This window comes from Mesorhizobium sp. W016 (genome assembly GCF_054719485.1).
The window spans coordinates 5,883,974-5,907,251 of record NZ_JBTTIF010000002.1 but is presented as its reverse complement, the minus strand read 5'-3'; the positions used below and the strand labels follow the sequence as shown (position 1 = coordinate 5,907,251).

Here is a 23,278-nt window from a genome sequence, read left to right as displayed (position 1 = left end):
TGGATTCTCCCCCCCCGAGGGGGAGATGGCCGGCGCCATTCCCATCGTCGCCGAAACTGCGGCAGACATTGCATCGCGTGAAGCGTTGCTCGATCGCGCCATGGGGCCGATGCGGCGCAAGAAATCGTCGGAGAAGCTGCGGCGCGGCCGCCGGCCTTCCGAAGGCCTCGCTTTTGTCGTGCGCGATGCAACCGGCGCGGTTGCTGGTACGGTGCGGCTGTGGGACGTGCGTCTTGGCGAGGGTGGCCCGGGAGCACTTCTGCTCGGACCGCTCGCCGTCGATCCGGCGCTGAAGAACGCCGGCATCGGCTCGGCGCTGATGCGCCATGCTTTGGCCGAGGCCGCGCGTCTCGGCCATGCCGCGGTGCTGCTGGTCGGCGATGCGCCTTACTATGGCCGCTTCGGCTTCTCGGCGGAGAAGACCGGCGCGCTCGCCATGCCTGGTCCGTACGAGCGGCACCGCCTGCTGGCGCTGGAACTGATCGATGGTGCGCTCGACGGCGCGCATGGCACGCTGAAGGCTGCAGGTCGCAAGCTCAAGGCACAGAGGCTGTCGCTGGCCGCCTGATTGTCCAAAAACAAACGCCGCCGGTCCTTTGCATTTCAGCGAGGGCGGCGTTTTGTTGTTGCGAAGGGCTCAGCCGATCAGTTGGCTGAGCGCCATGGCGACCGACATATCGCCTTCGACCTTTATCTTGCCGGACATGAACGCCATGGTCGGGTTGAGGTCGCCGGCGATCAGCGAATCCAGATCGTCGAGCGACAGCTTTATGGTGCAGTCGGTCGGCGCGTCGGTGGTCGAGACGGTCGCGCCGTCGATGACGATGACGCCGTTGCTGCCGGTATCGAACTTCACGGAATGTTCGAACCCGGCGCTCGCCACGCGCGACCTCATCTTCTCGGCAATATCCTGAACGCTCATGACTGTTCTCCTGGTCTCGTTGCGTTTTGCCGCGCTTCAGTGACCGGCCTCCGCCGAAGTCACTGTCTCGCGCGTACCGCGATCTGGTCGCTTGGCGCATATAGCTTCGAGTTGACGTAAACGTCAACGCGCGATGCGTCATCTCGTTTCAGTCGGAAGGAATGCGGCAGAGAACATTCGCCCTGCGACGAAGGTTAGTGTTCAGCAGCGGGCTTCGCCGCCTCGGCCTGGGCCGATTCCGCCGGGGCCGGTTCGGTCGGCGTGGCCGGATCCTTGCGGCGGCGCATGGCGTTGTCGCGGATTTCGTCCTTGGTCAGGAAGTTGACCTGGTCGATCAGCACTTCATGCACCAGGTCGGCGCCGACGCGGGCGTTGACGGTGTCGCGTATGGCCTTGCGGAAGGCATCGAGATCGATGGTTTCCTTCTTGGTGAAGTCGATCTGAGGATTGGAGTAGAGATAGGAATAGACCTGATCGGTCATCAGCGCTTCGGCCGGGATCGACATCTTCTTTATCTCGGCCGGCTCGACCGTGTAGACGAGCTTGGTGAGGAAATAGCCGTCGATCTTGGAATCGCGGATCAGCGGCACCGAGATGATGTCGGTCTTGACGTAGTCGAGGCCACCCAGCATCGGTTTCGGCGTCTCGCCGACGCCGCGCTCACCGGCCGCCTGGAACGAATAGAACACCGCGCCAAGCGTGGCGGCGCAGATCCAGATCGCGGCAGCGATGAATTTGATCACCGGTTGTTCCCGCCTGTTGCCGAGATCATCAGCTCGCCCAACCGAATTCGCCGGCCGAATAGGTGCCGTCGGCTTCGGCGCGCTGAATGGCGTTCTTCAACAGCGTGGCGACTTCGTTGACCGCGTTGAGGTGGGCGAGGATTGCAGCCTCGTTTTTCGCGAGCTTCTGGCGCAGCCGCGCCAGACTGTCGCGATGCTGTTCCAGGAATTCGATCTCGTTGGCGCCCTTCATGGCGCGGGTCAGCTCATAGAGGTAGCGGCTCTTGCGGGCGTTGGAGGCCTTGAGGTCATAGCTGGTGTCGTTCTTCAAACCGGCCGTCTCTTCCTCGACCGCTTCCTCGATGCGGCCGATGATGGCGGCAAGGTTGCCCGGCCGTGCAAACGGGATCGGCGCTTCGGACGTACGCGCCGGCAGGTTGGAAGAGTATTTTGAAAAATCGGCCATTGAAAATCCTGGTCTAGATCTTGATTTCGGTTTTGATGGTCGTCTCGTCGCCGGTCATCGACCCTGCGGCCTTGCGCTGCAATTCCTCGACCAGCGAGGTGGACAGCCGGGTCTGCTGGTCGATCTCGGTCTTGTGCGGCCCGGTTGACACCGGGCCGATCGGCACGGTGCGCTTGCCGTCCTTGTAGTGGTCGGCGAGCAGCGATTTGGCGATGCCGATCCCTCCGCGCTCGGCCATGACGTCGGCGACACGCTCGGCAAGCTGCGATTTCCATATGTCGCCGGCCAGCCCCTTGCCGTAGACGCCCTCTGTGTCCTTGGGCAGCATGTTCTGGATGAAGGTCTGCAAGACCATGGCCTCGAACTTCTTGAATTTTCCCGCGGGATCGGCGCCTGCCGCGGCCTTGTCGGCCGTGGCACGCGACAAGATCGAGCCGGTATCCACCGAAGCAGCCATGTCGACAGAAAAATTACCGCCAACGCCGTTGGCCCGCTTGGCCAGCGCGGCACGGGCAGCCTCGATATCCGCCGGGTCGACGGCTCGGGCAACATCGAGAACGATGTCACTGGGTGGAGAAATCGCCAAGAAAGTCCGCCTCTTTGCCGGGTTTCCTGAGCGACCATGCCGCAACAAGCTTGTGGCAGGCTTGCCGGTTTGAAATCCTTCGCCGGATGCTGGGCCATTGCTATCAGCAGCGGCAAGTCCGGCTGGGTCGATGCGATCTGGTCGTTTGCGGTGGGCGCTGCCGGCGTCGCCATGGTCAGATCGTAGGTGGCGTAGGCGCAGAGGCCGAACACGGCGCCGTACACCCAATACAGCCCGCCGCACGGAACGAAACCGAACGCCGTCCGCAAGTGACGCGGCTTTAACTTTCGATTATTCCTGCCCGCGCTTCTGCGCGATCAGATCGAGCCGGTCGCGGTCGGAGCGTTCGCGTTCGTCCTGTCGGCGCACGTCCTTGTAGGCGCGCTCGACCATGTTGGTGCGCGCCGTCGCAGTGGCGATGAGCGTGACCTCCTGCCTGGCGCTTTCCAAGCTCGCTTCCTGCCGGACCAGCGCATTGGCGATGCGGCGATGGTAGAGGTCAGGGAACAGCACCGCCAGCGACTGATCGGCGTCGAAATGCTGGACAAGTTCCCTGGCTTCGGTCTCGGCGGTTGCGGCCGCCGCCAGGAAGGCCGCATGGCGCGTCTCGTGCAGGGCCTTCAGCTGCTCCTGCACCTTGACCAGTTTCTTCAGCCGTTCCTTGCGCGTGCTCATCTCACCTCGCCAGCGTCAGATCGACAAAGCCGTCGACGAACAGCGACAGCATGGTGCCGATGGCGAAGTAGAAGATGATCATGCCGCCGGCGATGACGAAAGGCAGCGAGATGAAGTAGACCGGAATCTGCGGCGTCAGCTTGTTGACGAAGCCGATGGTCAAATTGACCAGGATGGCATAGGCGATGAACGGGCTGCCGAGCCGGATGACCAGGAAAAAGGCGTCCGACACCGTGTCGGTGAGATCGACCAGTGCGGCCTGCGGGTTGAAGAAGACGTTGACCGGCGCCACCGTGTAGGAGGCGACCAGAGCGCGGATGATCTCGTGGTCGAAATCGAAGACGAAGAGCAGCAGCAACGCTGAAAACGAGATGATGGCGGCGAGGGCCGCCTGCGGCTCCGGCTCCTCGATGGCGGGGCCGCCGGTGCCACCATAGCCGATCAGCATGGCGATGGCCGAACCCATGAAGCGCAGCGCCTCCATGTAGAGCCTCGTCATCGCGCCGATCAGCCCGCCGACCAAAAGTTCGGAGATGATCATCGGCGCCAGCACCTGCGGACGCGCATCGACGAAGGGAAAGATCTTGTCCCACAGGAAGGCGAGCAGGCCACCGGTGGCGGCGATCGACGCGAACAGCCGGACCTGGATCGGCACGCGGGCGCTGGACAGGCCCGGCATCAGCATGAAGCAGGCGCCGATGCGACAGAAGGCGAGGAAGGCGGCGATGACGACGCCTTGCGACAGTATGTTCACGAGATCGTCCCGAGCACCTTGATCTCGACGCCCTTGGCGATTTCGACATGGGAGAGAACGGGAAGCGTCGTGAACAGGCGCTCGATGATCATGCGCACATAGGGGCGAGCATCGGGCGCGGTGACGAGGACAAAACGCTCGCCGGCCTCGAGATGCTTGCGGATCGCCTTGGTCGCGTCCTGGCCGAATTCCTCCAGCTGGCGCGGGTCGATGTCGAATTCGCGCACCTCGCCCTTGGCGTCGCGCTTGAGGCTCTGGTGGAAGGCGAGGTCCCAGCGGTTGCCGAGGCGCAGCACCTTGAGCATGCCGCCCTCGGAGAGATCGCCGCAGATCTGCTGGGCCATGCGGATGCGGACATGCTCGACGATCTGCTCGGTGCGGCGCACATGCGGCGCGATCTCGGCGATAGCCTCGATGATCAAATGCAGGTTGCGGATCGATACGCGTTCGGCCAGCAGCAATTTCAGCACCGCCTGCAGGCCGGGATAGGAGATGTGCGAGGTGCAGATCTCGTCGGCGAGCTTGCGGTATTCCGGATCCTGGCGCTCGAGCAGCGCCTTCATGTCCTTGTAGGACAGAAGCTGCGGCAGGTTGTTGCGGATCACCTCGGACAAATGGGTGAGCAGCACCGACATGTTGTCGGCAAAGGTATAGTTCTCGCGCTTCAGATCCTCGGCGAAGGTTTCGAGCACCGAGAAGGCGCGCATGCCGAAGGCCGGCTCGCGGATTTCCTCGCCGGGAACGTCGGGCAAATCCCGGTTCCCCAGCAGCACCATGATCTCGCCGACGCGCATCTGGTATTCCGCGACGACGGTGCCGTGGACCTTGATCTGATAGCTTTTCGGCGGGATGCCGAAATCGTCGGCGACGCGCACTTCCGGCACGACGAAGCCGTATTGCGTGGCAAATTTCTTGCGCATCTTGGCCATGCGGAACACCAGTTCCTGATGCGACACCAGCAGCCGCGTCGACAGCTGCTTGCCGATCAGAAGCTCGATCTCGGCGGTGGTCAGCGAAGCCTTGACCGAGTTCTTCTCTTCCTCGACTTTGTTCGCCTTCTCCAGATCCTTGATCGCTTCGGCGGCGGCAGCCTCGCGGTTGGCGCGCATCGGGATGACGTAGCCAAGACCGGCCATGCCTGCAGCCAGCGTGAAGAACGGGAAGAACGGCAGGCCGGGCATCAGGCCGAGCAGGACGAGCAGCGAGGCCGCGACATAGAGCGCGCGCGGATGCGCGCCGAGCTGGCCGAACACCGCCTGGTTGGTCGAGCCGCGCGTGCCGCCCTTGGACACCAGCAGGCCGGCGGCGAGCGAAACGATAAGCGCCGGGATCTGGGTGACCAGGCCGTCGCCGACCGACAGCTTGATGAAGACATCGGCGGCTTCGCCCATGCCCATGCCGTGCCTGATGTAGCCGATGGCGATGCCGCCGACGATGTTGATGGCGGTGATGATGAGGCCGGCAATGGCATCGCCGCGCACGAATTTCGAGGCGCCGTCCATCGAGCCGAAGAAGGACGATTCTTCCTCGAGTTCTCTGCGGCGCAGTTGCGCTGTCTTGTCGTCGATCATGCCGGCGGACAGGTCGGCGTCGATCGACATCTGCTTGCCGGGGATAGCGTCGAGGGTAAAGCGGGCGCCGACTTCGGCAATACGGGTGGCGCCCTTGGTGATGACGATGAAGTTGACTACGATCAGGATCATGAAGACGATCAGGCCGATGACGAAATCGCTGGCCATCACCAGTTTGGAGAAGCCGGCGATGACATAGCCGGCGGCGTGCGTGCCCTCATTGCCATGCGACAGGATCATGCGCGTCGTGGCGATGTTGAGCGACAGCCGCAACATGGTGGCGATGAGCAGCACGGTCGGGAAGGACGAGAAATCGAGCGGCCGCTGGATCCACAGCGCCACCATCAGGATCAGCACCGACAATGCGATCGAGAAGGCGAGGCCGATGTCGATGAGGAAGGCCGGGATCGGGAGGAACAGCACGGCCAGGATGATGACGATGCCGATGGCGAAGAAGACATCGCGGCCGTTCTTGGCCACTGTTCCTGTCGCTAAGCTTTCGCTGACTGCCATGTCGTCCCCAATCACAAGCCTGCCGAGCACGCGACAGCCCTTCGAGCCTAACCGGTCAAGCTTGCGCGAGGGTGGGAGGACTGGTTAGTTGCCAGGACGACAGAGGCCTTGAGGAGAGAGATCATGCTGGTGATCATCGGCACCATTCGCTTGCCGGCGGAACGGCTCGACGAGGCAAGGCCGGCCATGCGGCGCATGATACTGGGCAGCTGGGCGGAGCCCGGCTGCATCGAATACTCCTACGCGCAGGACGTGCTCGACGCCGGGCTCATCCATGTAATCGAGGTGTGGAGCGACAGGGCCGCGCTCGACGCGCATTTCCGCTCGCCTCACATCGCCGATTGGCGGGCGAGCTGGGCATCGCTCGGCATAGGCGAGCGCAACCTCATGCTCTACGAGGCCGGCGAGCCGAAGCCGATCTGAGGACCGGGCACAGTCAAGAAGGCGTAGGCCCAAGAAAGTCTAGCAGGCGTTGACCTGTCTGCAGGACCATCCGCCGCCATCGGTATCGTGGCAGTCTTCATAGCTGCCGTAGCAGGTGTTCGTCGAATTGCGATACCAAGGGTAGCCGCCAGGACAGCAAACATCTTGTTGTGCAGTCTGGATAAATTCCTTTGCCGGCCGGCTTTGGTTTTCCGGATTGCCTCCCGCCAAAAAAAGAGACATCGGGTGTGACACAACAGACCTAACCGGCATATCCATGCTTGAATTGCTCACCGCAGACGAGCTCAAAAAAATCATGCCAACAGCTAATGAAAAAAATCCCCGCGCACTCATCTTCTCCTCCTTGAGGGAAATGGAGACGGCCAAAAATAACACAGCTGCGTCGATTGCGTAAGCGATCGCTCATATACCTCGACACGCTCGCGGGGAATTGAAGCGGGGCGGCAAGCCTGACTGCGCCTCAGCGCCAGAATGGCGCCGCAAGCAGCCGGCATTATGTCGGCGTGCTGATCGTCGCCGAACTGCACAGCGATCCGTTCGATGGTGAGACGCCGGTGCTGGCGCCGGCCAAATTCCGGCATGCGGTGCTGGTGCCGACCATGAACGTCCAGTCCACCGCCGAAACCATCCAGCGCGCCGTCGCGGAGGAACTGGCGGTGGTCGAGAATTTCGACAACCGGGCCGTTGTCGGGCTTTTGACCGAGGGCCATCTGATACGGCGCTACGCCGAGGAACTCGACAAGGCGCGGCGCGACCTGTCGGGCGAAGACTAGGCCTCGGCCGGCATCTTAAATGTCCCTACTCGGCGCTTGCCACGTGTACAGTGTCACTGTACAAATTGTTCAGTGGGAGAAAAAGACGGGATGAGCACCGACCAGGCTCCGGTCAAGAATGGCGTCGCCTCGACGGCGACGCATGCCCATCAGATGCTGGGCCAGCGGCTGAAGAGCCTGCGTCTCGGCCGGCGGCTTTCGCTGCGCGAACTCGCCGAGCTGACCGGGACCAGCGCCAGCTTCATCAGCCAGCTCGAGCGCGGCCTGACCGGCGCCAGCACCGCCTCGCTCAACCAGATGGCCTCGGCGCTTGGGGTGAGCGTGGCGATGCTGTTCGAGGATAGTGCCGCCGGGCAGCGCGGGGTCTTGCTGCGCAGCGAGCGGCCGAGCCTGCCGCCCAGCGACGGCTGCCGCAAGATGCTGCTCTCGCGTCCCCCTTTAAGCGACATGGAAGTCTATGTCGGCGAGTTCGAAATCGGCGGCTCGACCGGCCCAGCGCTCTACACCCATGGCGACGCGCACGAGATGCTCGTCGTGCTGCGCGGCATCGTCGAGGTTTCGCTCGGCGATGTCAGGCATGTGCTGGAAGAGGGCGACAGCATCGAATACGCGACATCGACAGCACATCGCTCAGAGAACATCGGCAGTGGCCGAGCCGAGGTGATGTGGATCATTGCGCCACCGACTTCGGTGCGCGCCGAACTCGATCAATACAGGGCCTGGAAACCGCTCGCAGCCAGGTAGGTTCAATCCATGCGGGTCAAATGGGAGAACAATAATCATGCTGAAAACAAGACATCTTGGCCTTGGCGCCGTGCTGGCGCTCGGCGTTCTGGCAACCGCAGCGTTCGCGCAGGAAAAGCCTGTCGCGGGTGAGGTCAAGGAAGGCTCGCTCAAGGGCAAGACGCTGACGCTCGTCTCCTATGGCGGCATCTACCAGGACGGCCAGGCCGCCGCGCTCAAGGAGTTCGTCGAAAAGTCCGGCGCCACGCTGCTCAATGACGGGCCGACAGAGATCGCCAAGCTGCAGGCGCAGGTCGAATCCGGCAACGTCACCTGGGACGTCGTCGACACCGCCGACCTGCCGCCTTACGTCTATTGCGGCAAGCTGTTCCAGAAGCTTGATTTCAGCAAGCTTGACGTCTCCAAGGTGCCCGAGGGCCAGGTCGGCGAATGCTCGGTGCCGGCCATGAACTACGGCGTCGTGCTGATGTACAACAAGGAGAAGTATGGGGATAACCCGCCCAAGAACTGGGCCGATTTCTTCGACACGGCAAAATTCCCCGGCACGCGCGCGCTCGACGGTTCGGGCGACCCGACGGGCGGCCTGCTGGAGCAGGCGTTGAAGGCGTCTGGCGGCGACCCGAAGGCGATGACGGCGGCCGACATCGACAAGGCCATCGATGTCATCCGCAAGCTCGGTCCCGACACGATCTATTGGAAGACCGGCGCTGAGTCGCAGCAGCTTGCCGAATTTGGCGAAGCCGACATGCTGATGATGTGGACCGGACGTGCCATGACGGCGGTGAAGAACGGCGCCAAATATGCGCCGGCCTGGCAGGACTGGCTGGTGGTGATGGACCAGATGACCATTCCGGTCGGCGTCAAGGATACGGATGCGGCTTATGCGCTGCTCAATGCCTATCTCGGCAAGGGGGCGCAGGAGATCCTGGCGCAGCAGACCTCCTATACGCCGATCAACAATGACGCGCAGCCCAAGGTCGATGCGTCGGTCGCCGCCTTCCTGACCAACACGCCCGAGCGCCAGAAGCAGGGTTACAAGCAGAACATCAAGTTCTGGGTCGAGAACTTCCCGGTGGCGCAGGAGAAGTGGTCGGCGCTGATGGCAGGCAACTGAACAGCCAAGTGAGAGCCAGGCCGTGAGCGCGTCCGAACCCATCGCCCAACCCGCCGCCCATGCGCGGCCGGGTCGGGCATGGCGGCCGTTCGCGCTCACGGCGCCGGCGCTCATCCTGCTCGTCGCGGTGATCGGGTATCCGCTGCTCACCATCGTGCTGCGCAGCCTGTCGGAACCTGAGTGGGGGCTGCAGAACTATGCCTGGTTCTTCGGCGCGCCGGTCAACCTGACAGTGCTGCAGCGGACTTTCGTCATTTCGGCCTGGGTGACGCTGGTCTGCGTCATCGCGGCCTATCCCTATGCCTATCTGATGACCGCGGTCGGGCCGCGCGTCCGGCTGGTGCTTGTGCTTTGCGTGCTGATCCCGTTCTGGGTGAGTGGTGTGGTGCGAACGCTGTCATGGGTGATCCTGCTGCAGGATTCGGGCGTCATCAATTCGTTGCTGCGCTCGGTCGGGTTCGGCGGCGTCAAGCTGATCCGCACCCAGACCGGCGTGGTCATCGGCATGGCGCAGGTGCTGTTGCCGTTCATGATCCTGCCGCTCTATTCCGTGATGCAAGGCATCGACCTCAGGCTGATGCGTGCGGCGCAAAGCCTCGGTGCGCGGCCGTCGCGCGCGTTCTTCACCGTCTATCTGCCGCTGTCGCTGCCCGGCGTCTATGCCGGCGCGATCATCGTCTTCATCCTGTCGCTCGGCTTCTACATCACGCCTGCTTTGCTCGGCGGCCCGCGCTCGACCATGCTGTCGACGCTGGTGCAGACGCAGGTGCTGAGCCTGCTGCAATGGGGCAGGGGCGGCGCCATGGGCGTCGTTCTGCTGGTCACCACCTTCGTGCTGCTGGCGCTGGCAGCACCCGTGATGCGGTCCAGGCATCGGGAAGCGGGGCGGCGCTAATGGAGATGAAGCCGCTCACCCGCGTTCTTCTCGGGCTCGTCTGCCTGCTGGTGGCGATATGGCTGGTGGCGCCGACGCTGGTCGTGGTGCCGATGTCGTTCAACGAAAACAAATCGCTGGCGTTTCCGCCGCAAGGCTTTTCCTGGCAGTGGTACCAGAATTTCGCCACCAATCCGGACTGGTCGAACAGCTTCCTGAACTCGCTGAAAGTCGCCTCCATCGTTGCCGTCGTGGCAACGGTGCTCGGCACGCTTGCCGCCTTCGGCCTCGACCGCATGAAGGCGCGGCCGGCGAACCTTTTGCGTATGCTGATGCTGACGCCGATGGTGGTGCCGGGCGTGGTGCTGGCGATCGGCATCTATGCCGTCTATCTCGACACGCAGCTCGTCGGGACGCTGCTCGGCTTCGTGCTGGCCCACACCATCCTTGCGCTGCCCTTCGTGCTGATCGCGGTCTCGGCCAGTCTCGAAGTGTTCGACCGCCGGCTGGAGACAGCCGCAGCCAGCCTGGGCGCCGGCGCACTGACCACGTTTCGCACGGTGACGCTGCCGCTGATCGCGCCGGGCGTGCTCTCCGGCCTGCTGTTCGCTTTCGCCACCTCGTTCGACGAGATTGTCGTGTCGCTGTTCATCACCAACCCCTATCTCAAGACATTGCCGGTGCAGATTTTTGCCTCGATCACGCGCGACGCAGATCCGACGGTGGCGGCTGTCGGCACGATCCTGCTTTTCGCGACCACGATCCTGATCGGCGGCGGCATGCTCCTTCTTGGCCGCGAGCGGAAAGGACGCCAATGAATCCGAAGCCGACAAGCAAGGGCGCGGCGATCGATCTCGAAGCGATCAGCAAGGCCTATGGCGGCTTCAAGGCGCTGGACGGCGTGTCGCTGCGCATCGAGCCCGGCGAGTTCATGACGCTGCTCGGCCCCAGCGGCTCGGGCAAGACGACGACGCTCAACGTGATTGCCGGTTTCACCGATGTCACCAGCGGCAAGCTTCTGGTCGGGGAAAAAAGCGTCGTCGGCGTGCCGGCGCACAAGCGCAACATCGGCGTCGTCTTCCAGCATTACGCGCTGTTCCCGCATATGAGCGTCGGCCGCAACGTCGCCTATCCGCTGACGCTGCGCGGCGTCGACCAGGCGACGCGGCAGACACGCGTGGCAAGGGCGCTCGACATGGTCAAGATGGGCGATTTCGCGCATCGCTATCCCAGCGAATTGTCGGGCGGCCAGCAGCAGCGCGTGGCGCTGGCGCGCGCCATCGTCTTCGACCCGCCGCTGCTCCTGATGGACGAGCCGCTCGGCGCGCTCGACAAGAAGCTGCGCGAATGGCTGCAGCTCGAGATCAAGCGCATCCACCGCGAGCTCGGCACCACCTTCGTCTATGTCACGCACGACCAGGAAGAGGCGCTGGTGCTGTCCGACCGCGTCGCCGTGTTTAACCGCGGGCACATCGAGCAGGTCGGCACCGGCCGCCAGCTCTATGACGAGCCGGCAACGCTGTTCGTCGGCCGCTTCATCGGCGATTCCACCGTGCTGCGCGGCGAGGCGCGCAGCGATGGCAACAGCACCGCGCTGAGCATCGCCGGCGAGACGGTGACGGTACCGCGTAAGCTGTCGGGAGAAGCCAGCCCGGTGATGCTGCTGCGTCCCGAAAAGCTCGCGATCCGAAGAGCCGGCCAAAGTGCTGCCAATGGCGCCAACCGCCTGTCGGGGACGATCGCGGAAGCCATCTATCTCGGCTCGGAATCGAAATACGAAGTTAAGCTCGCCGACGGCTCGGCCGCGATCGTGCGCTCACCGCTGACCGGCGAGAGTTTTGGCCTCGGCGACAAGGTCGAGCTCTGCTTCGACGGCAGCGACGCCAAGCTGCTGGCGGACGACGCAAGCGCCGACACCACACTCACCTGATTCCATCTGGCCTGATCCCATCTGGCCTGATCTCATCTGGCCTGATCTCATCTGAAAGTCATTCCATGCAAGCCAAGCGCAACGGCGACATATCGTTCTGGTATGCGGATCTGGGGGCGGTTCCCGTTCCGCGCCCGTCCTTGCCTGGAAACATCGAGGCCGATGTCGCCATTGTCGGCGCCGGCTATACCGGCCTGTGGACCGCCTACTATCTGAAAAAGGCGAAGCCATCGCTGCGCGTCGTGATCGTCGAGCGCGAATTTGCCGGCTTCGGCGCTTCGGGGCGCAATGGCGGCTGGCTGTCGGGCGGCTTCAGCTGGTCGCGCGAAAAATATCTCAAGACATCGAGCCGCCAAGGCGTGATGGCGATGCAGGCGGCGATGGCAGGCTGCGTTGATGAAGTGATCCGGGTCGCGACCGAGGAAGGCATCGACGCCGACATTCGCCGCGTCGACAATCTGACGGTGGCCACCAACGCAGCGCAGTTGGAGCGCGTGCGCGAAGAATGCGAGACGATCCGTTCCTGGGATGTCGACCCGAACCGCGTCGAGATGCTGGACGCCGCCTCAACGCGCACGCGCATCAACATCCGTAACGTCATGGGCGGCTTCGTCGTCCATGGCCAGGCGCGGGTGCAGCCGGCCAAGCTGGTGCGCGGGCTTGCCGATGCCGTCGAGCGGCTGGGCGTGCCGATCTATGAGAAGACGACGGTGACAAGCATCGCCAAGGGCAGCGTGACGACAGACCGCGGTACGGTGCAGGCGGAGACGATCATCCGCGCGACCGAGGGTTTTACGTCAGGCATCCCCGGCGAGGAGCGGACCTGGCTGGCGCTCAACAGCGCGCAGATCGTGACTGAGCCGCTGCCGCCCGACCTGTGGCGCGACATCGGTTGGGAAGGGCACGAACTGCTCGGCAATGCGGCGCATGCCTATTGCTATGCCCAGCGCACGCGTGAGGGACGCATCACGATGGGCGGACGCGGCGTGCCTTATCGCTACGGCTCGCGCACCGACGTCAACGGCCAGACGCAGCAGGCCACGATCGACCAGCTGCACACGATCCTGACGACGCTTTTGCCGCAGACCAAAGGATGCCGCATCGACCATGCCTGGTGCGGCGTGCTCGGCGTGCCACGCGACTGGTGCACGACTGTCGGCCTCGACCCCGCGACCCGCATCGGCTGGGCCGGCGGCTATGTCGGCCTCGGCGTGTCCAGCTCCAACCTTTCGGGGCGCACGCTGGCTGACCTTGTTCTCGGGGCAAACACCGAGCTGACGAAGCTGCCCTGGGTCAACCGCAAGGTCAGGCCATGGGAACCGGAGCCCTTCCGCTGGCTGGGCGTGCATTCGATGTACCAGCTTTATCGCATTGCCGATGGCCGTGAGGCGGCAGGCCTTGCGCACACCTCGAAGCTGGCCGCGTTGGCCGACAGCATCACCGGCCACTAAAGCCATTTGTTCTCACGCAATTCCGGGGCAGACCCCTTTCCTGGAATTTCTCTTATCCATGGAGCTAGACTTGATCGATCTTTCGACCTTCCACGATCTCGCCAAGGCCGAGATCGGCGCGTTCTCTCCTAAGCCAACCTCGATTGAAGGGGATCAGGTCGAGGCCGTGCGCTCGTTCTTTCAATCGCCGGACGGGACTGTCGATGTCGGCATCTGGGAATGCACGCCCGGCCGCTTCACCGCCGATCGTTCGGACTCGTCGGAGATCTGCCACATCATTTCGGGGCGCGTGGAACTGAGCCGCATCGGTGGCGAGGTGCGGGAACTCGGTCCGGGCGATCTCCTCGTCCTGCCGCAGGGCTGGAAGGGCGAGTGGCTGATACGCGAGACCACGCGCAAGCTCTACATGATCCAGAGCGCCGGCTGACCGGCGCTACGGCTATGGCGAGCTCAGTGATCGATCGGCCCCTTCGGCGAGACCAGCGCGGTGCCGGCGGTCGTCGGGCGCTCGATCAGGCGGCGCACGCGCGGCGGTTCGTCGCCGCTGTGCAGCGCCCGCACCCGCTCGCCGACGACGGCGTCGGCATGGGTGGCGCGCCGGTTGTGGCGGATGTATTCCAGCCAGGTCGGCGTGTGGTAGTGTTCGATCCAGACTGCGGGATTTTCTAGGTCCCGAGCCAGCGTCCAGTTGCGGGCGCCGTCGCGGCGGCGGATGCGCCCGCGCTCGGCCATGGTGGCGAGGAATTCGGGTACATCTTCGTCGCGGATAATGTACTCTATCATGATGGCGATGGGGCCGCTGCGCGGCTTCAGGTCGAGGCCGAGATGCGGCTCCTTGAAGCGGTTGAGCGGGTCGAGGTTGAGAGTCGTCTGCTGCGGCAGCGGCAGGAAAAGGCCGATGGCGCCGCCAACAAGCATCGCGATGGCCGCCGCAATCAGCGCGGTTTCGGCGCCATGCGCATCGGCAACGACGCCCCAGATCCAGCTGCCCAGCGCAATGCCGCCGAAGGTCGCCGTCTGGTAGACCGACAGCACCCGGCCGACGACCCAGCGCGGCGTCGACATCTGCACCGTGACGTTGAAATGCGACAGCGCGATCACCCAGCAGGCGCCGCCGATGAGCAGACCCGCCGCGGTCTGCCAAGCATTGTGGCTGATGGCGGCGTTGAAGGCGCAGACGGCAAAGCCGGCGAAGGCCATGCGCACCATCGTCTCGCTGGACAGCAATTGTCTGAGACGCACGCTGATCAGCGCGCCGCCGACGGCGCCGATGCCGAAGGCGCCTAGCATGATGCCGTAGGTCAAGGCATCGCCCTTGACGACGTCGCGCGCCACCAGCGGCAGCAGCGCCAAAACCGCGCCGGCACTGAAGCCGAAGGCGGAGCCCCTGACCAGCACCTTGCCGATGTTGGGCGACATGGCGACATAGCGCAGGCCGGCGCCCATGGCGGCGCCCAGCGTCTCGCGCGGCAGCGTCGAAACCGGCAGTTCCGGCTTCCAGCGGAAGAGCACGATGATGAGACCTATATAGCTCAGCGCATTGGCGGCGAAGGCAGCAGCCGCACCAGCGGCGGCAACGATGATGCCGCCGATCGCCGGGCCGACGCTGCGCGTCAGGTTGAAGCCCAGCGAATTCAGCGCAACCGCCGCCGGCAGCTTGTTGCGTGGCACCATGTCGCCGACCGATGCCTGCCAGGACGGGTTGTTGAGCGCCGTGCCGCTGTCGATCAGGAAGGTGAAGGCAAGCAGCGTCCACGGTGTCATCCAGCCGTTCCAGGTGAACAGCGTTAGAAGTGCAGAGACGACCAGCATGAAGATTTGGGCGATCAGCATCACCTTGCGCCGGTTGAAGCTGTCGGCGATGGCGCCGGCGACGAGTGCAAACAGCATGATCGGCAGAGTGGCCGAGGCCTGGACCAGCGCCACCTGATAGGGCGACGTGGCGATGGTGGTCATCATCCAGGCGGCGCCGACGCCCTGGATCAGGCCACCGAAATTCGACACCAGGCTGGCCGACCAGACGGCGCGGAAGATGCCGTGCCGGAACGGCGCCAGCGCCGAAACGCGTTCGCTGTCCGGCTCGTCATCGATCATCAGACCTGTCCCACCTTAACGTGCTGGTTTCGTCCGCCGGGACGACAATCATGGCATCCGTTTGAAATAGAGCACGACATCCAAAAGGGCGAACGCGTCTTCGAAAAAGATCATGGTCCAACAACAGGATAGCAAGGCGAAAATACGTCAGCCGGGAAGGGTTCGCTACCCAGAGCGATGTTCTCATTGGTCCACTGCTCGGGGCTGTCGGCCGCGCGCGAAGTCAGCTTCTGTCCCGGGCAGCGGTATGCAAGGCTTCGGTCAGCGTGCCTGTCGTCTCGCCGCCGGCGTGAAGGCGCAGGAAAAGCTCCATGCCGACAAGCCGCAGCCTGGACGGTTGCTCGCGCCGCGCCAACTGGACCATGTCCTCCAAATTCGCGGCGGGCCATTTCAAGGCATCGCGCAGGAAACCGCCGCGTAGCAAAGTCTCCGTGCCGGCCGAAAATTGCGACGACATCTCGAAGCCGATCTTGCGCGCCTGGACGTTCTGGCGCGGAATATGCTTTTCAGCGACCTTTCGCAAAAGCCATTTTCCTGTTTTGTCGCGGTATTTCTGCCGCCTCGGCAAATGGATGGCGAAGTCGATCAGGCGGTTTTCCAGGAACGGGACCCGCAGTTCCACGGACGCCGCCATGCTCAGCCGGTCGTGCCGGTGCAGTATGTCCTGCAGATGCGAATAGAGGTCGTAGAGGCAACTACCGAGAAAGGCGCGATCCGCGGGCGGCATAACCGGCTCCAGGCGGTCGAAGATCTCGGTTTGCAGGAAATTCAGCTCCGGCGACAAAGCACGCAGGACCATGCTGCGATCCATTTGTGAGTGGCTTCCAGCCGAGACCTTGTAGGGGGCATGACGCTGTTGCTCGAATCTCCGGTCGAGCGAGCGCTTCGAATGGACCAGGCGCCGGGGCCACGACCAGGAACGCCACTTCTTCATGCTCAAGGCCTGCAAGGGGTAGCCGCCAAACAATTCGTCTGCGCCTTCGCCGGTGAGCAGCACCTTGACGCCATCGGCCCGGCATCGTTCGGCAAGCGCCAGCAGTGCGACATGGCTGGCGTGCCAGCCATCGCTTTCAAGATGCCAGATTACCCTTGGCCAAAGTTCGAAAAACCGGTTCCTGTCGACCGGCACCCGGCGCAAGGGCACGCCGACATGGCGGCCGGTGCGTTCGGCGTCTTCGGCCTCGCTGTAGCCGAGCTGCGGGTCGACGACATAACCGTGGACTTCCGGCCTGAACCGCTTTGCCAGCGCCGTTATCAGGCCGGAATCGACACCGCTGCTGCAGGCGGTGGCAACGCTGGTATCGGCGATGCAGTGAAGTCCGACGCTGTCCTTGAGCAACGCCTCGAGCGTCGCCATGTGTTCAGCATCAGCGGATGCATCGCCGGTAATGCGCGCGGTCTCCAGCACGTCCAGCACATGCCAGAAGCGGCGCTTCTCGATAACGCCATCGGTGATCTTCCACAGGCCGGCGGGCGGCAGGCGCTCGATGCGGTCGAACAGGCTGTAGCTGGAATCGCGGCTCTGCCAGGCAAGCCGCAAGGTGATCTCGCGGCTGTCGATGTCGCGCGGAAAACCGTCGCAGGCGAGGATCGCCTTGTCCTCCGAGGCGAACAGGATTCGCTCCGGCGTGTCGGCCACCGACATCGGCTTGATTCCAAGACGGTCACGCGCAAGCCACAGCGCACTGCTGCGAGCGTCGAAATAGGCGAAGGAAAACATCCCGTCGAACAGCGGCACGGCTTTTTCGGGACCCCAGTGATGCAAGGCTTCGAGAACCACTTCGGCATCGCAGATGGTTCGAAAGACGACGCCTTGCGCCTGCAGCGTTTCGCGCAGCGAGCGGTAATTGTAGACCTCGCCATTGTAGACGAGAACGCCATCGCCGGAAGACGTCAGCATCGGCTCACGGGCGGCGGGCGAGGGATCGATGATGGTAAGCCGGCGGTGACCGAGCGCCAGCCGATTGTTGTGCCAGCTGTCATGATCGTCGGGGCCGCGATGTACCAGCGCCTGCATCATGCTGGCGACATCCGACAGGTCGTTGGCGTCGATCGGGTTTCGTTTGCGCCAGACGCCGGCTATTCCGCACATGGCCTGCCGGTGAGTTCTGCCTGAGTCATGGCCTGCAATCTAGCCGGAACACAGCCGCCTGCAAGCGCTGCCTAGAACCCGTTTTCGATGCGTTCGAAGATGACGTTGGTGAAGGCCGATATCTGGCTGCCGATGAACGGACCGGTCAGCGCCACGACCAGCATGATGGCTACGATCTTGGGTACGAAGGTCAGGGTGATTTCCTGGATCTGGGTCAGGGCCTGGATCAGCGCGATGCCGATGCCGACCACCATGGCAACCAGCACCACCGGCGCGGACGCGACGAGCACCGTCCACACCGCATACTGGACGATGTCTAGGGCGTCGGCCTCGTTCATGTGAGCGCGCCTCTATGGAACTGTCTAGCTGGCCGGCTTTATCGAAACGCCCGCGCCGACCGGCACTTCGGTGCCGTTCTGCAGCACGGCGATCACGCCGTTGCTTGCAAGCCTGACCGAGGCCACGACGCCGGTCGTCTTGCCGTCGGCCGAGGTGATCGAACGGCCGATCAGGGCATCGGCCTGCGACAGCGCCGACGACTGCATGATCTGGTCGAGCTTGGTGTTGGTCTGCACCGATTGCTCGACCTGCGAGAAGGTGGCGAGTTGGGCGACGTACTGCGTCGAATCCATCGGTTTCGTCGGATCCTGGTTCTTCATCTCGGCGATCAACAGCTTCAGGAACGACTGGTAGTCGACCGCTGTCTTCGACGTCTGCTGGGTACCCTGGTTGGCGCCCGTGGGGATCGTCGTCGTCATGTCCACATTCATCAGTATTGTGCTCCCACGGCCAGCGGGCGCTTCGCACCCTGAACATCGTCATTGCCGCCAAGTGCGCGGCGTTCGAGCGGATAAAGCGCGCGGATAGCCTTCAGCGCTTCATAGATATGGTCTTCGCCGACCATGCGGTCGATCTGCTTCAGCGCGCCACTGATCTGCTCATCCTCGAAGCTTGCCAAAAGCAAGGGCAGCGAGCGGCGGAACATGGCGCGCGCCTCGATGGCGCCGGCCGGGTTCATCAGCATCACCTGCAGGATGAAATAGAGCTGCTTGAGCGGCGTCGAGGCATCGTCGGCCTGGATGACATGGTTCTCGAGCAGGAACTGTACGTCGTTCATCAGCTCGACGGTGACCTTGCGGTCGACGCGGATGACGGCGCCGTTGATGTAGATCTTCTCGTTCGGCTTCAGCGATATCTTCAGCGTGTTGGTCATTGAATGCCGTCCCGGATGATCTGGGACACTTCGATCAGCCCTTCGAAATTGTCGGTGCGGCCCTGGCGGATGTCCTCGGCCTCGCGCAGCAGCCACAGGCCGATGGAGATGAGGTTGGCGCGCAGTTCCTTGGGCAGGACATTGTCGCTGGAACCGAGATCCTCGACGAAGGTGGTCCAGACCCGGTTGGTGAAGTGCAGCGCTTCGACTGCCTCCATCGAGGTGTGGCCGACCGCCGCCGCCGCCGCCAGCATTTCGATCGAGCGGGTCAAAAGCTGCCGCTCGCGATCTTTCGCATCGGCAACGGAGTCGGTCTGGATGTCGGCGTAGGAGAATTGGTACATCGTTTGGCTCTACCGTTGCGGTTGAGATTGTCAGGTCAGGTAGTTCAGCAGGCTCATCTGCTGCAGGCGCGCGGTCAGCGCGAAGGACGTCTCGATATGCTGCGTCAGATCCGCGACGCGGGTGGCGGCCTCGGCCGGATCGACGCCCTCCAGATCGAGGATATGGCGCTCGAACAGGTCGACCTGCGTCTTCATGCGGTCGCTCGCGTCGGAAACACGCTTCTCGGCAAGGCCGGTCTCGGCCTGCAACTGGCCGAGTCCGCCCAGCGCCTCGCCGACCATCGCCTGGGCGCGACCGACGACGGTGGTCTTCGCCGCCTGGCTGATGTTGCCGGAGAGCAGGCCGGTGACCAGGGCGGAAGCCATGGCGAGCTTGCGGATGCTGTCTTCATTGGCGCTGGCCGAGGTCTGGGTGGTTTCGCCCAGCGAAATGCGGCTGACGATCTGCTGGTCGGTGGCGTTCGACCAGTTGGCCTGCCAGCCGGCGCCCATGAACTGCGGCACGACATTGCTGGTGATGAAGCCGTCCATCTGGGCGGCGGTGATGTTGGCGGCGAGCGGATCGGTCTGCGTGAAGCCGAAATACGACGAGAAGGAAGCGTCGAACGCCGCCTTGGCCGGCGAGCCGGCGGCGGTGAAATCGTCGATCGGCTTGACGTCGGTGTTGGTGCCGGCAAACAGATATTCGCCGTTGACGCTGGCATTGAGGATAGAGGTCATCTGCTGCACGGCGGCCTTGCCGGCTTGCTGCGTGATGGTGCTCGAGGAATTGCCGGCGGCGGTCAGTGCGGTCAGCAAATTCTGCGCAGTGTCGGAAAGCTGGCCAAGCGCAGCCTGCGTCGAGGACAGCCGAGCGGTGACCAGCGAATTGGAATCGATGATGACGTTCAACCGGTCGAGGTCGCGCGAGAAGGTGACCGCCTGCGAGGTGCGCGCGCCGAGCGCCAGACCGACATCGGCGACGGTGCCGGTCGTCGATTCCTTAGTGGCTTTGACCAGTTCGCCCTGCATGCGCATCTGCTGATAGCGCGCGGCGTTGGAGAGAGCGGCTGAGGAGACGGATGTGGCTTTCATGGCTTATCCCACGGCATCGAGCAGGGCCGACAGCATGTCGTCGACGGTTTTCATCATGCGCGCCGAGGCCTGATAGGTGTGTTCGAGGTCGAGCAGCAGCGACATCTCCTGGTCGACATTGACGCCGGTGTCGTTGGACAGCGCCTCGGCGGTGCGCGATGCCAGCGCTTCCTTGGCGTCTGCATTGCTCGAGGCCTGCTGGCGCTGGCCTTCGAACCAGCCAATGGCATTGGCGGCGTAGTCGGAGACGCTGGACGTCACGGTGATGCCGGCCGCAGCGTCGAAAGGCATCGGCTTGTCGAGCTTGTCGCCATAGCCGATCAAGAGCTGCGAATAGGAGGCGTTGCCGGCGGTGTTGGCGATATACGCCGCACCATTGGCGCCGCCGTCGCGCAGCAGCACCGGATTGCCGCCGACGCTCGGGTCCATTGCGGCGTTGACCTTGATCGAGCCGGCAAGCCCGTCGATCAGCGTGCCGGCGGCCGGAATGGCGGGCGCACCCGACCAGGTGAACAGGCCGGTTCGGTCGGGCTGCGAAGGTGCTGTTTCGGCAAAGGCGGTGATGAGGCCGCGCGCCACTTCGTCGAGCTGGCTCTGCATCGTCGCCGCGACGCCGTCGCGCAAGGTAATGAGCCCGGCGAGCTTGCCGTCGGCGCTGGTGTTGCCGCCAGCCCCGGCGCTGACCGGCACATTGTCGATGTAGATGGTGTTGCCTGGTGTGCCGGCCGTGTAGCCCGCCGACGGGGTGAAACTTACCGAGCGCGGAATGGTCTCGAACAGTGTCGTGCCATCCTTGGTGGTGATGACCATGTCGTTGTCGCCCCGCGTGAAGGTTGACACCGGCACATAGTCCGCGATCTTCTTCAGCAAAGCGTCGCGCTGGTCGAGCGCGTCGGATGCGTCGGTACCCGAACGGGTTGCGGAGATGACCGCCTTGTTGGCGTCCTGGAACTGACTAAGCAGCGAGTTGAGATCGTTAACCGCCGTTGATATCTCGCCATCGGCCTGGGTGCGGAAATCCTGGATCGCGTTGGTGCCGTCGTTCAGAGCGCGCACCACCTGCTGGGCCGCGTCGATGACGCTGGAGCCGAGGTTCTGGTTGGATGGCGTAGCGGCGTAAAGCTGCAGCGCGTTCTGCAGCTTGCCGATCGCGGTCGAGGCAGAGGAGGCGTTGTCGACGCCGTTGACGGCAACGGCGAGGCGGTCAATTCCGCTGTAAAGCGTGCTCTGGCCGCTCCATGCCGATTGCGCGCTAAGGTTCTGGCGAAACAGCAGGGCGTTGGTGGCGCGCTGGATCTCGACCGAGCGGGCGCCGGGCGCGCTGCTGACGACGACCGCCGTGCGGCGGGCATAGTCGGGGTTGCTGGCGTCGGCAATATTGCGGGAAAGGACGCTGGTCTGCTTCGATGTGGTCTGAAGCGACTGTTGGGCTATGGTCAATGCGGAAGTCAGCGACATGCGGGTCTTTCACGAGGCCAGTGGGGAGGGGATGACGTCTCTGCCCTGTCGGCGGCGTCGGCGTTCGGAAACCTGCAATTCCAGACCACCCCGGCCGGTTTGCCGGTGTGGCCTTGAATTCGAAATCCGCGCACCGCGCTGCTCTGGTTTGGGTTCATTCCCCTGGCGCCCGTCGTTTATCTCTTCAGGTTGACAAGGACATCCATGAGGTCGGAACCGGTCTGGAACACTTTCGAGTTAGCGGTGTAGCTGCGCTGCGCCGCGATCATGTTGGTCAATTCCTCGGCGATATCGACGTTGGAATTTTCCAACGCGCCGGAGATGATGCTGCCGAGCTTGCCTTCGTTGGCGAAGCCGATGCGCACGGTGCCGGAGTCGGTGGACTGCGCATAGACATTGCCAGGCAGTGCGGTGAGGTTGTCGGCGCTCTGGACGTCAGCCAGCGGGATCTTGAACAGCGGCTTGGTCGAGCCGTCCTGATACTGGGCGTAAATGACTCCGTCCTCGCCGATCTGGATCTTTTCGATCGTGCTGGGCGCGTTGCCGTTGACCTTGGCTTCGGAGACCGTGAAGCCGGTGCCGAGCTGAGTCAGCTTGGACAAATCGAGGTCGAGCGACGCACCGCCCGGTACGGGGATCGTTATGCTGTCGACCGCGCCGGTTAGCTTGCCGGTGGTGGTGTCGAAGGTCAGGTTGGCCGTGGCCAGCGCGCCGCCCGTATAGGGGAAGGATGTGCCCGGCGTCGCCTGGGACTGGTCGAACACAGAGACCGACCAGGCGCCGGTGCCGGTGTTGGTGAAATAGACGTCGAGCAGCTTCTTGTTGCCGAGATTGTCGTAGGTGACCATCGAGGACTTCGACGTGTATTCGGCGGTCGGGCTGTTGGTGGAAGGCAGCGGACCGGCGGGCGGCGTGGCGCCAGCCGGCAGATTGGCGTTGAAATTGCCTGTGGTGCTGGGCGTCGCCGTCATTTCCTGGTCGGAGATCTGGACCGGAACCAGCCCTTCGAAGCCGTTGGCGGTGGCTGCCGGCGTGCCGTTGGCGTAGCTGTATGCCATCAGCTGGTAGCCGGCGGCGTTGACCAGCCTGCCCTGAGCGTCGGGAACGAATGCGCCGGCGCGGGTGAGGAAAGGCGTTCCGCTGGGGTCCTGGACGACGAAGAAACCGTTGCCGTTGACCGCAAGGTCGGAAACCGAGGTCGTGTACTGCAGCACGCCCTGGGCGCTGATGGCCGAGCGGATGGTGGTGTTGACGCCGCCGGAATTATAGGCGCCGCCGACCTGCGGCATGATCAGCGTCGAAAACTCGGCCGAGGATCGCTTGTAGCCGGTGGTGTCGGAATTGGCGATGTTGTCGGCTGTCGCCGAAAGGCGGTTGGCCTGCGCGTTCATGCCGGAAACGCCGGTCCGCATCATTCCGTAAAGGCTCATCGAACGTCTCCTCAATGCCCAACATCGTTGGGCC

The 23,278-nt window shown here is 63.6% G+C and carries 27 protein-coding genes; 10 read left to right on the top strand and 17 right to left on the bottom strand.

Going from position 1 to position 23,278, the window contains the following annotated elements:
• The first annotated feature begins 25 nt into the window (after positions 1-25).
• Positions 26-568 (top strand): GNAT family N-acetyltransferase, encoded by a 543-nt coding sequence (locus tag ACYG9V_RS28950; protein WP_023686385.1) that lies wholly within the window; start codon positions 26-28, stop codon positions 566-568.
• A 69-nt stretch (positions 569-637) separates the two neighbouring features.
• Here the strand turns inward: ACYG9V_RS28950 and ACYG9V_RS28945 are convergent, their stop codons facing one another.
• The 7 genes from ACYG9V_RS28945 to flhA form a co-directional block, all read right to left on the bottom strand.
• Positions 638-922: an SCP2 sterol-binding domain-containing protein gene (locus tag ACYG9V_RS28945; RefSeq protein WP_023683274.1), complete on the bottom strand. Its 285-nt coding sequence runs from the start codon at positions 920-922 to the stop codon at positions 638-640.
• A 194-nt stretch (positions 923-1,116) separates the two neighbouring features.
• The gene (locus ACYG9V_RS28940) at positions 1,117-1,665 is read right to left on the bottom strand and encodes a hypothetical protein (RefSeq protein WP_023683275.1); all 549 of its coding nucleotides are present in this window, start codon (positions 1,663-1,665) and stop codon (positions 1,117-1,119) included.
• A gap of 28 nt (positions 1,666-1,693) precedes the next feature.
• A complete protein-coding gene (locus tag ACYG9V_RS28935) occupies positions 1,694-2,110 on the bottom strand; it encodes a hypothetical protein (protein WP_023671919.1) in 417 nt (138 codons plus the stop codon).
• A 13-nt stretch (positions 2,111-2,123) separates the two neighbouring features.
• Entirely contained in the window at positions 2,124-2,696 is a 573-nt protein-coding gene (locus ACYG9V_RS28930) for a rod-binding protein (RefSeq protein ID WP_352762487.1), read from the bottom strand.
• A 291-nt stretch (positions 2,697-2,987) separates the two neighbouring features.
• On the bottom strand, positions 2,988-3,371 hold the full coding sequence (locus tag ACYG9V_RS28925; protein WP_023740974.1) for a hypothetical protein: 384 nt from the start codon (positions 3,369-3,371) through the stop codon (positions 2,988-2,990).
• A gap of 1 nt (position 3,372) precedes the next feature.
• Positions 3,373-4,125, bottom strand: coding sequence for a flagellar biosynthetic protein FliR (fliR, locus tag ACYG9V_RS28920; RefSeq protein WP_023686374.1), 753 nt, complete (start codon positions 4,123-4,125; stop codon positions 3,373-3,375).
• Positions 4,122-6,209 carry a flagellar biosynthesis protein FlhA gene (flhA, locus tag ACYG9V_RS28915; RefSeq protein ID WP_023671908.1) on the bottom strand — a complete coding sequence of 696 codons (2,088 nt, stop codon included), beginning with the start codon at positions 6,207-6,209 and terminating at the stop codon, positions 4,122-4,124. The genes fliR and flhA overlap by 4 nt, the downstream gene beginning before the upstream one ends.
• A gap of 123 nt (positions 6,210-6,332) precedes the next feature.
• Here flhA and ACYG9V_RS28910 point away from each other — a divergent pair, with 123 nt between their 5' ends.
• A complete protein-coding gene (locus ACYG9V_RS28910) occupies positions 6,333-6,632 on the top strand; it encodes a putative quinol monooxygenase (RefSeq protein WP_023691739.1) in 300 nt (99 codons plus the stop codon).
• A 39-nt stretch (positions 6,633-6,671) separates the two neighbouring features.
• Here ACYG9V_RS28910 and ACYG9V_RS28905 read toward each other — a convergent pair whose 3' ends face one another.
• Complete coding sequence (locus ACYG9V_RS28905) at positions 6,672-6,986, bottom strand: hypothetical protein (RefSeq protein WP_155921527.1); 315 nt, start codon at positions 6,984-6,986, stop codon at positions 6,672-6,674.
• 170 nt (positions 6,987-7,156) lie between these two features.
• Between ACYG9V_RS28905 and ACYG9V_RS28900 the strand changes: the two genes are divergently transcribed.
• The 8 genes from ACYG9V_RS28900 (at position 7,157) to ACYG9V_RS28865 (ending at position 13,966) form a co-directional block, all read left to right on the top strand.
• The gene (locus ACYG9V_RS28900; RefSeq protein ID WP_023740977.1) at positions 7,157-7,426 is read left to right on the top strand and encodes a hypothetical protein; all 270 of its coding nucleotides are present in this window, start codon (positions 7,157-7,159) and stop codon (positions 7,424-7,426) included.
• Between the two features lie 90 nt (positions 7,427-7,516).
• On the top strand, positions 7,517-8,170 hold the full coding sequence (locus ACYG9V_RS28895) for a helix-turn-helix domain-containing protein (protein ID WP_027049833.1): 654 nt from the start codon (positions 7,517-7,519) through the stop codon (positions 8,168-8,170).
• A 37-nt stretch (positions 8,171-8,207) separates the two neighbouring features.
• Positions 8,208-9,284 carry an extracellular solute-binding protein gene (locus ACYG9V_RS28890; protein WP_460222054.1) on the top strand — a complete coding sequence of 359 codons (1,077 nt, stop codon included), beginning with the start codon at positions 8,208-8,210 and terminating at the stop codon, positions 9,282-9,284.
• 22 nt (positions 9,285-9,306) lie between these two features.
• Complete coding sequence (locus ACYG9V_RS28885; protein ID WP_023728388.1) at positions 9,307-10,179, top strand: ABC transporter permease; 873 nt, start codon at positions 9,307-9,309, stop codon at positions 10,177-10,179.
• On the top strand, positions 10,179-10,976 hold the full coding sequence (locus tag ACYG9V_RS28880) for an ABC transporter permease (protein WP_023683284.1): 798 nt from the start codon (positions 10,179-10,181) through the stop codon (positions 10,974-10,976). The genes ACYG9V_RS28885 and ACYG9V_RS28880 overlap by 1 nt, the downstream gene beginning before the upstream one ends.
• Complete coding sequence (locus ACYG9V_RS28875; protein WP_023683285.1) at positions 10,973-12,088, top strand: ABC transporter ATP-binding protein; 1,116 nt, start codon at positions 10,973-10,975, stop codon at positions 12,086-12,088. The genes ACYG9V_RS28880 and ACYG9V_RS28875 overlap by 4 nt, the downstream gene beginning before the upstream one ends.
• A 65-nt stretch (positions 12,089-12,153) precedes the next feature.
• Positions 12,154-13,539 carry an NAD(P)/FAD-dependent oxidoreductase gene (locus tag ACYG9V_RS28870; protein ID WP_352762485.1) on the top strand — a complete coding sequence of 462 codons (1,386 nt, stop codon included), beginning with the start codon at positions 12,154-12,156 and terminating at the stop codon, positions 13,537-13,539.
• Between the two features lie 58 nt (positions 13,540-13,597).
• Positions 13,598-13,966 (top strand): cupin domain-containing protein, encoded by a 369-nt coding sequence (locus ACYG9V_RS28865; RefSeq protein WP_352510402.1) that lies wholly within the window; start codon positions 13,598-13,600, stop codon positions 13,964-13,966.
• A 23-nt stretch (positions 13,967-13,989) separates the two neighbouring features.
• Here ACYG9V_RS28865 and ACYG9V_RS28860 read toward each other — a convergent pair whose 3' ends face one another.
• The 9 genes from ACYG9V_RS28860 to ACYG9V_RS28820 form a co-directional block, all read right to left on the bottom strand.
• Positions 13,990-15,633, bottom strand: coding sequence for an MFS transporter (locus ACYG9V_RS28860; RefSeq protein WP_352762484.1), 1,644 nt, complete (start codon positions 15,631-15,633; stop codon positions 13,990-13,992).
• Between the two features lie 223 nt (positions 15,634-15,856).
• Positions 15,857-17,725, bottom strand: a complete 1,869-nt coding sequence (gene asnB, locus ACYG9V_RS28855) for an asparagine synthase (glutamine-hydrolyzing) (protein WP_352762482.1) — start codon at positions 17,723-17,725, stop codon at positions 15,857-15,859.
• 71 nt (positions 17,726-17,796) lie between these two features.
• Positions 17,797-18,063, bottom strand: a complete 267-nt coding sequence (gene fliQ, locus ACYG9V_RS28850) for a flagellar biosynthesis protein FliQ (RefSeq protein ID WP_023671896.1) — start codon at positions 18,061-18,063, stop codon at positions 17,797-17,799.
• A gap of 24 nt (positions 18,064-18,087) precedes the next feature.
• Positions 18,088-18,495, bottom strand: a complete 408-nt coding sequence (gene flgD, locus ACYG9V_RS28845) for a flagellar hook assembly protein FlgD (protein WP_023683289.1) — start codon at positions 18,493-18,495, stop codon at positions 18,088-18,090.
• Complete coding sequence (gene flbT, locus ACYG9V_RS28840; RefSeq protein ID WP_023683290.1) at positions 18,495-18,938, bottom strand: flagellar biosynthesis repressor FlbT; 444 nt, start codon at positions 18,936-18,938, stop codon at positions 18,495-18,497. The genes flgD and flbT overlap by 1 nt, the downstream gene beginning before the upstream one ends.
• A complete protein-coding gene (gene flaF, locus ACYG9V_RS28835) occupies positions 18,935-19,282 on the bottom strand; it encodes a flagellar biosynthesis regulator FlaF (RefSeq protein WP_023671893.1) in 348 nt (115 codons plus the stop codon). The genes flbT and flaF overlap by 4 nt, the downstream gene beginning before the upstream one ends.
• A gap of 30 nt (positions 19,283-19,312) precedes the next feature.
• Positions 19,313-20,356: a flagellar hook-associated family protein gene (locus ACYG9V_RS28830; protein ID WP_023683291.1), complete on the bottom strand. Its 1,044-nt coding sequence runs from the start codon at positions 20,354-20,356 to the stop codon at positions 19,313-19,315.
• Positions 20,357-20,359: 3 nt separating this feature from the next.
• Positions 20,360-21,814 (bottom strand): flagellar hook-associated protein FlgK, encoded by a 1,455-nt coding sequence (flgK, locus tag ACYG9V_RS28825; RefSeq protein ID WP_023701067.1) that lies wholly within the window; start codon positions 21,812-21,814, stop codon positions 20,360-20,362.
• Between the two features lie 176 nt (positions 21,815-21,990).
• Positions 21,991-23,244, bottom strand: coding sequence for a flagellar hook protein FlgE (locus ACYG9V_RS28820; RefSeq protein ID WP_023671890.1), 1,254 nt, complete (start codon positions 23,242-23,244; stop codon positions 21,991-21,993).
• Between the last annotated feature and the right edge of the window lie 34 nt (positions 23,245-23,278).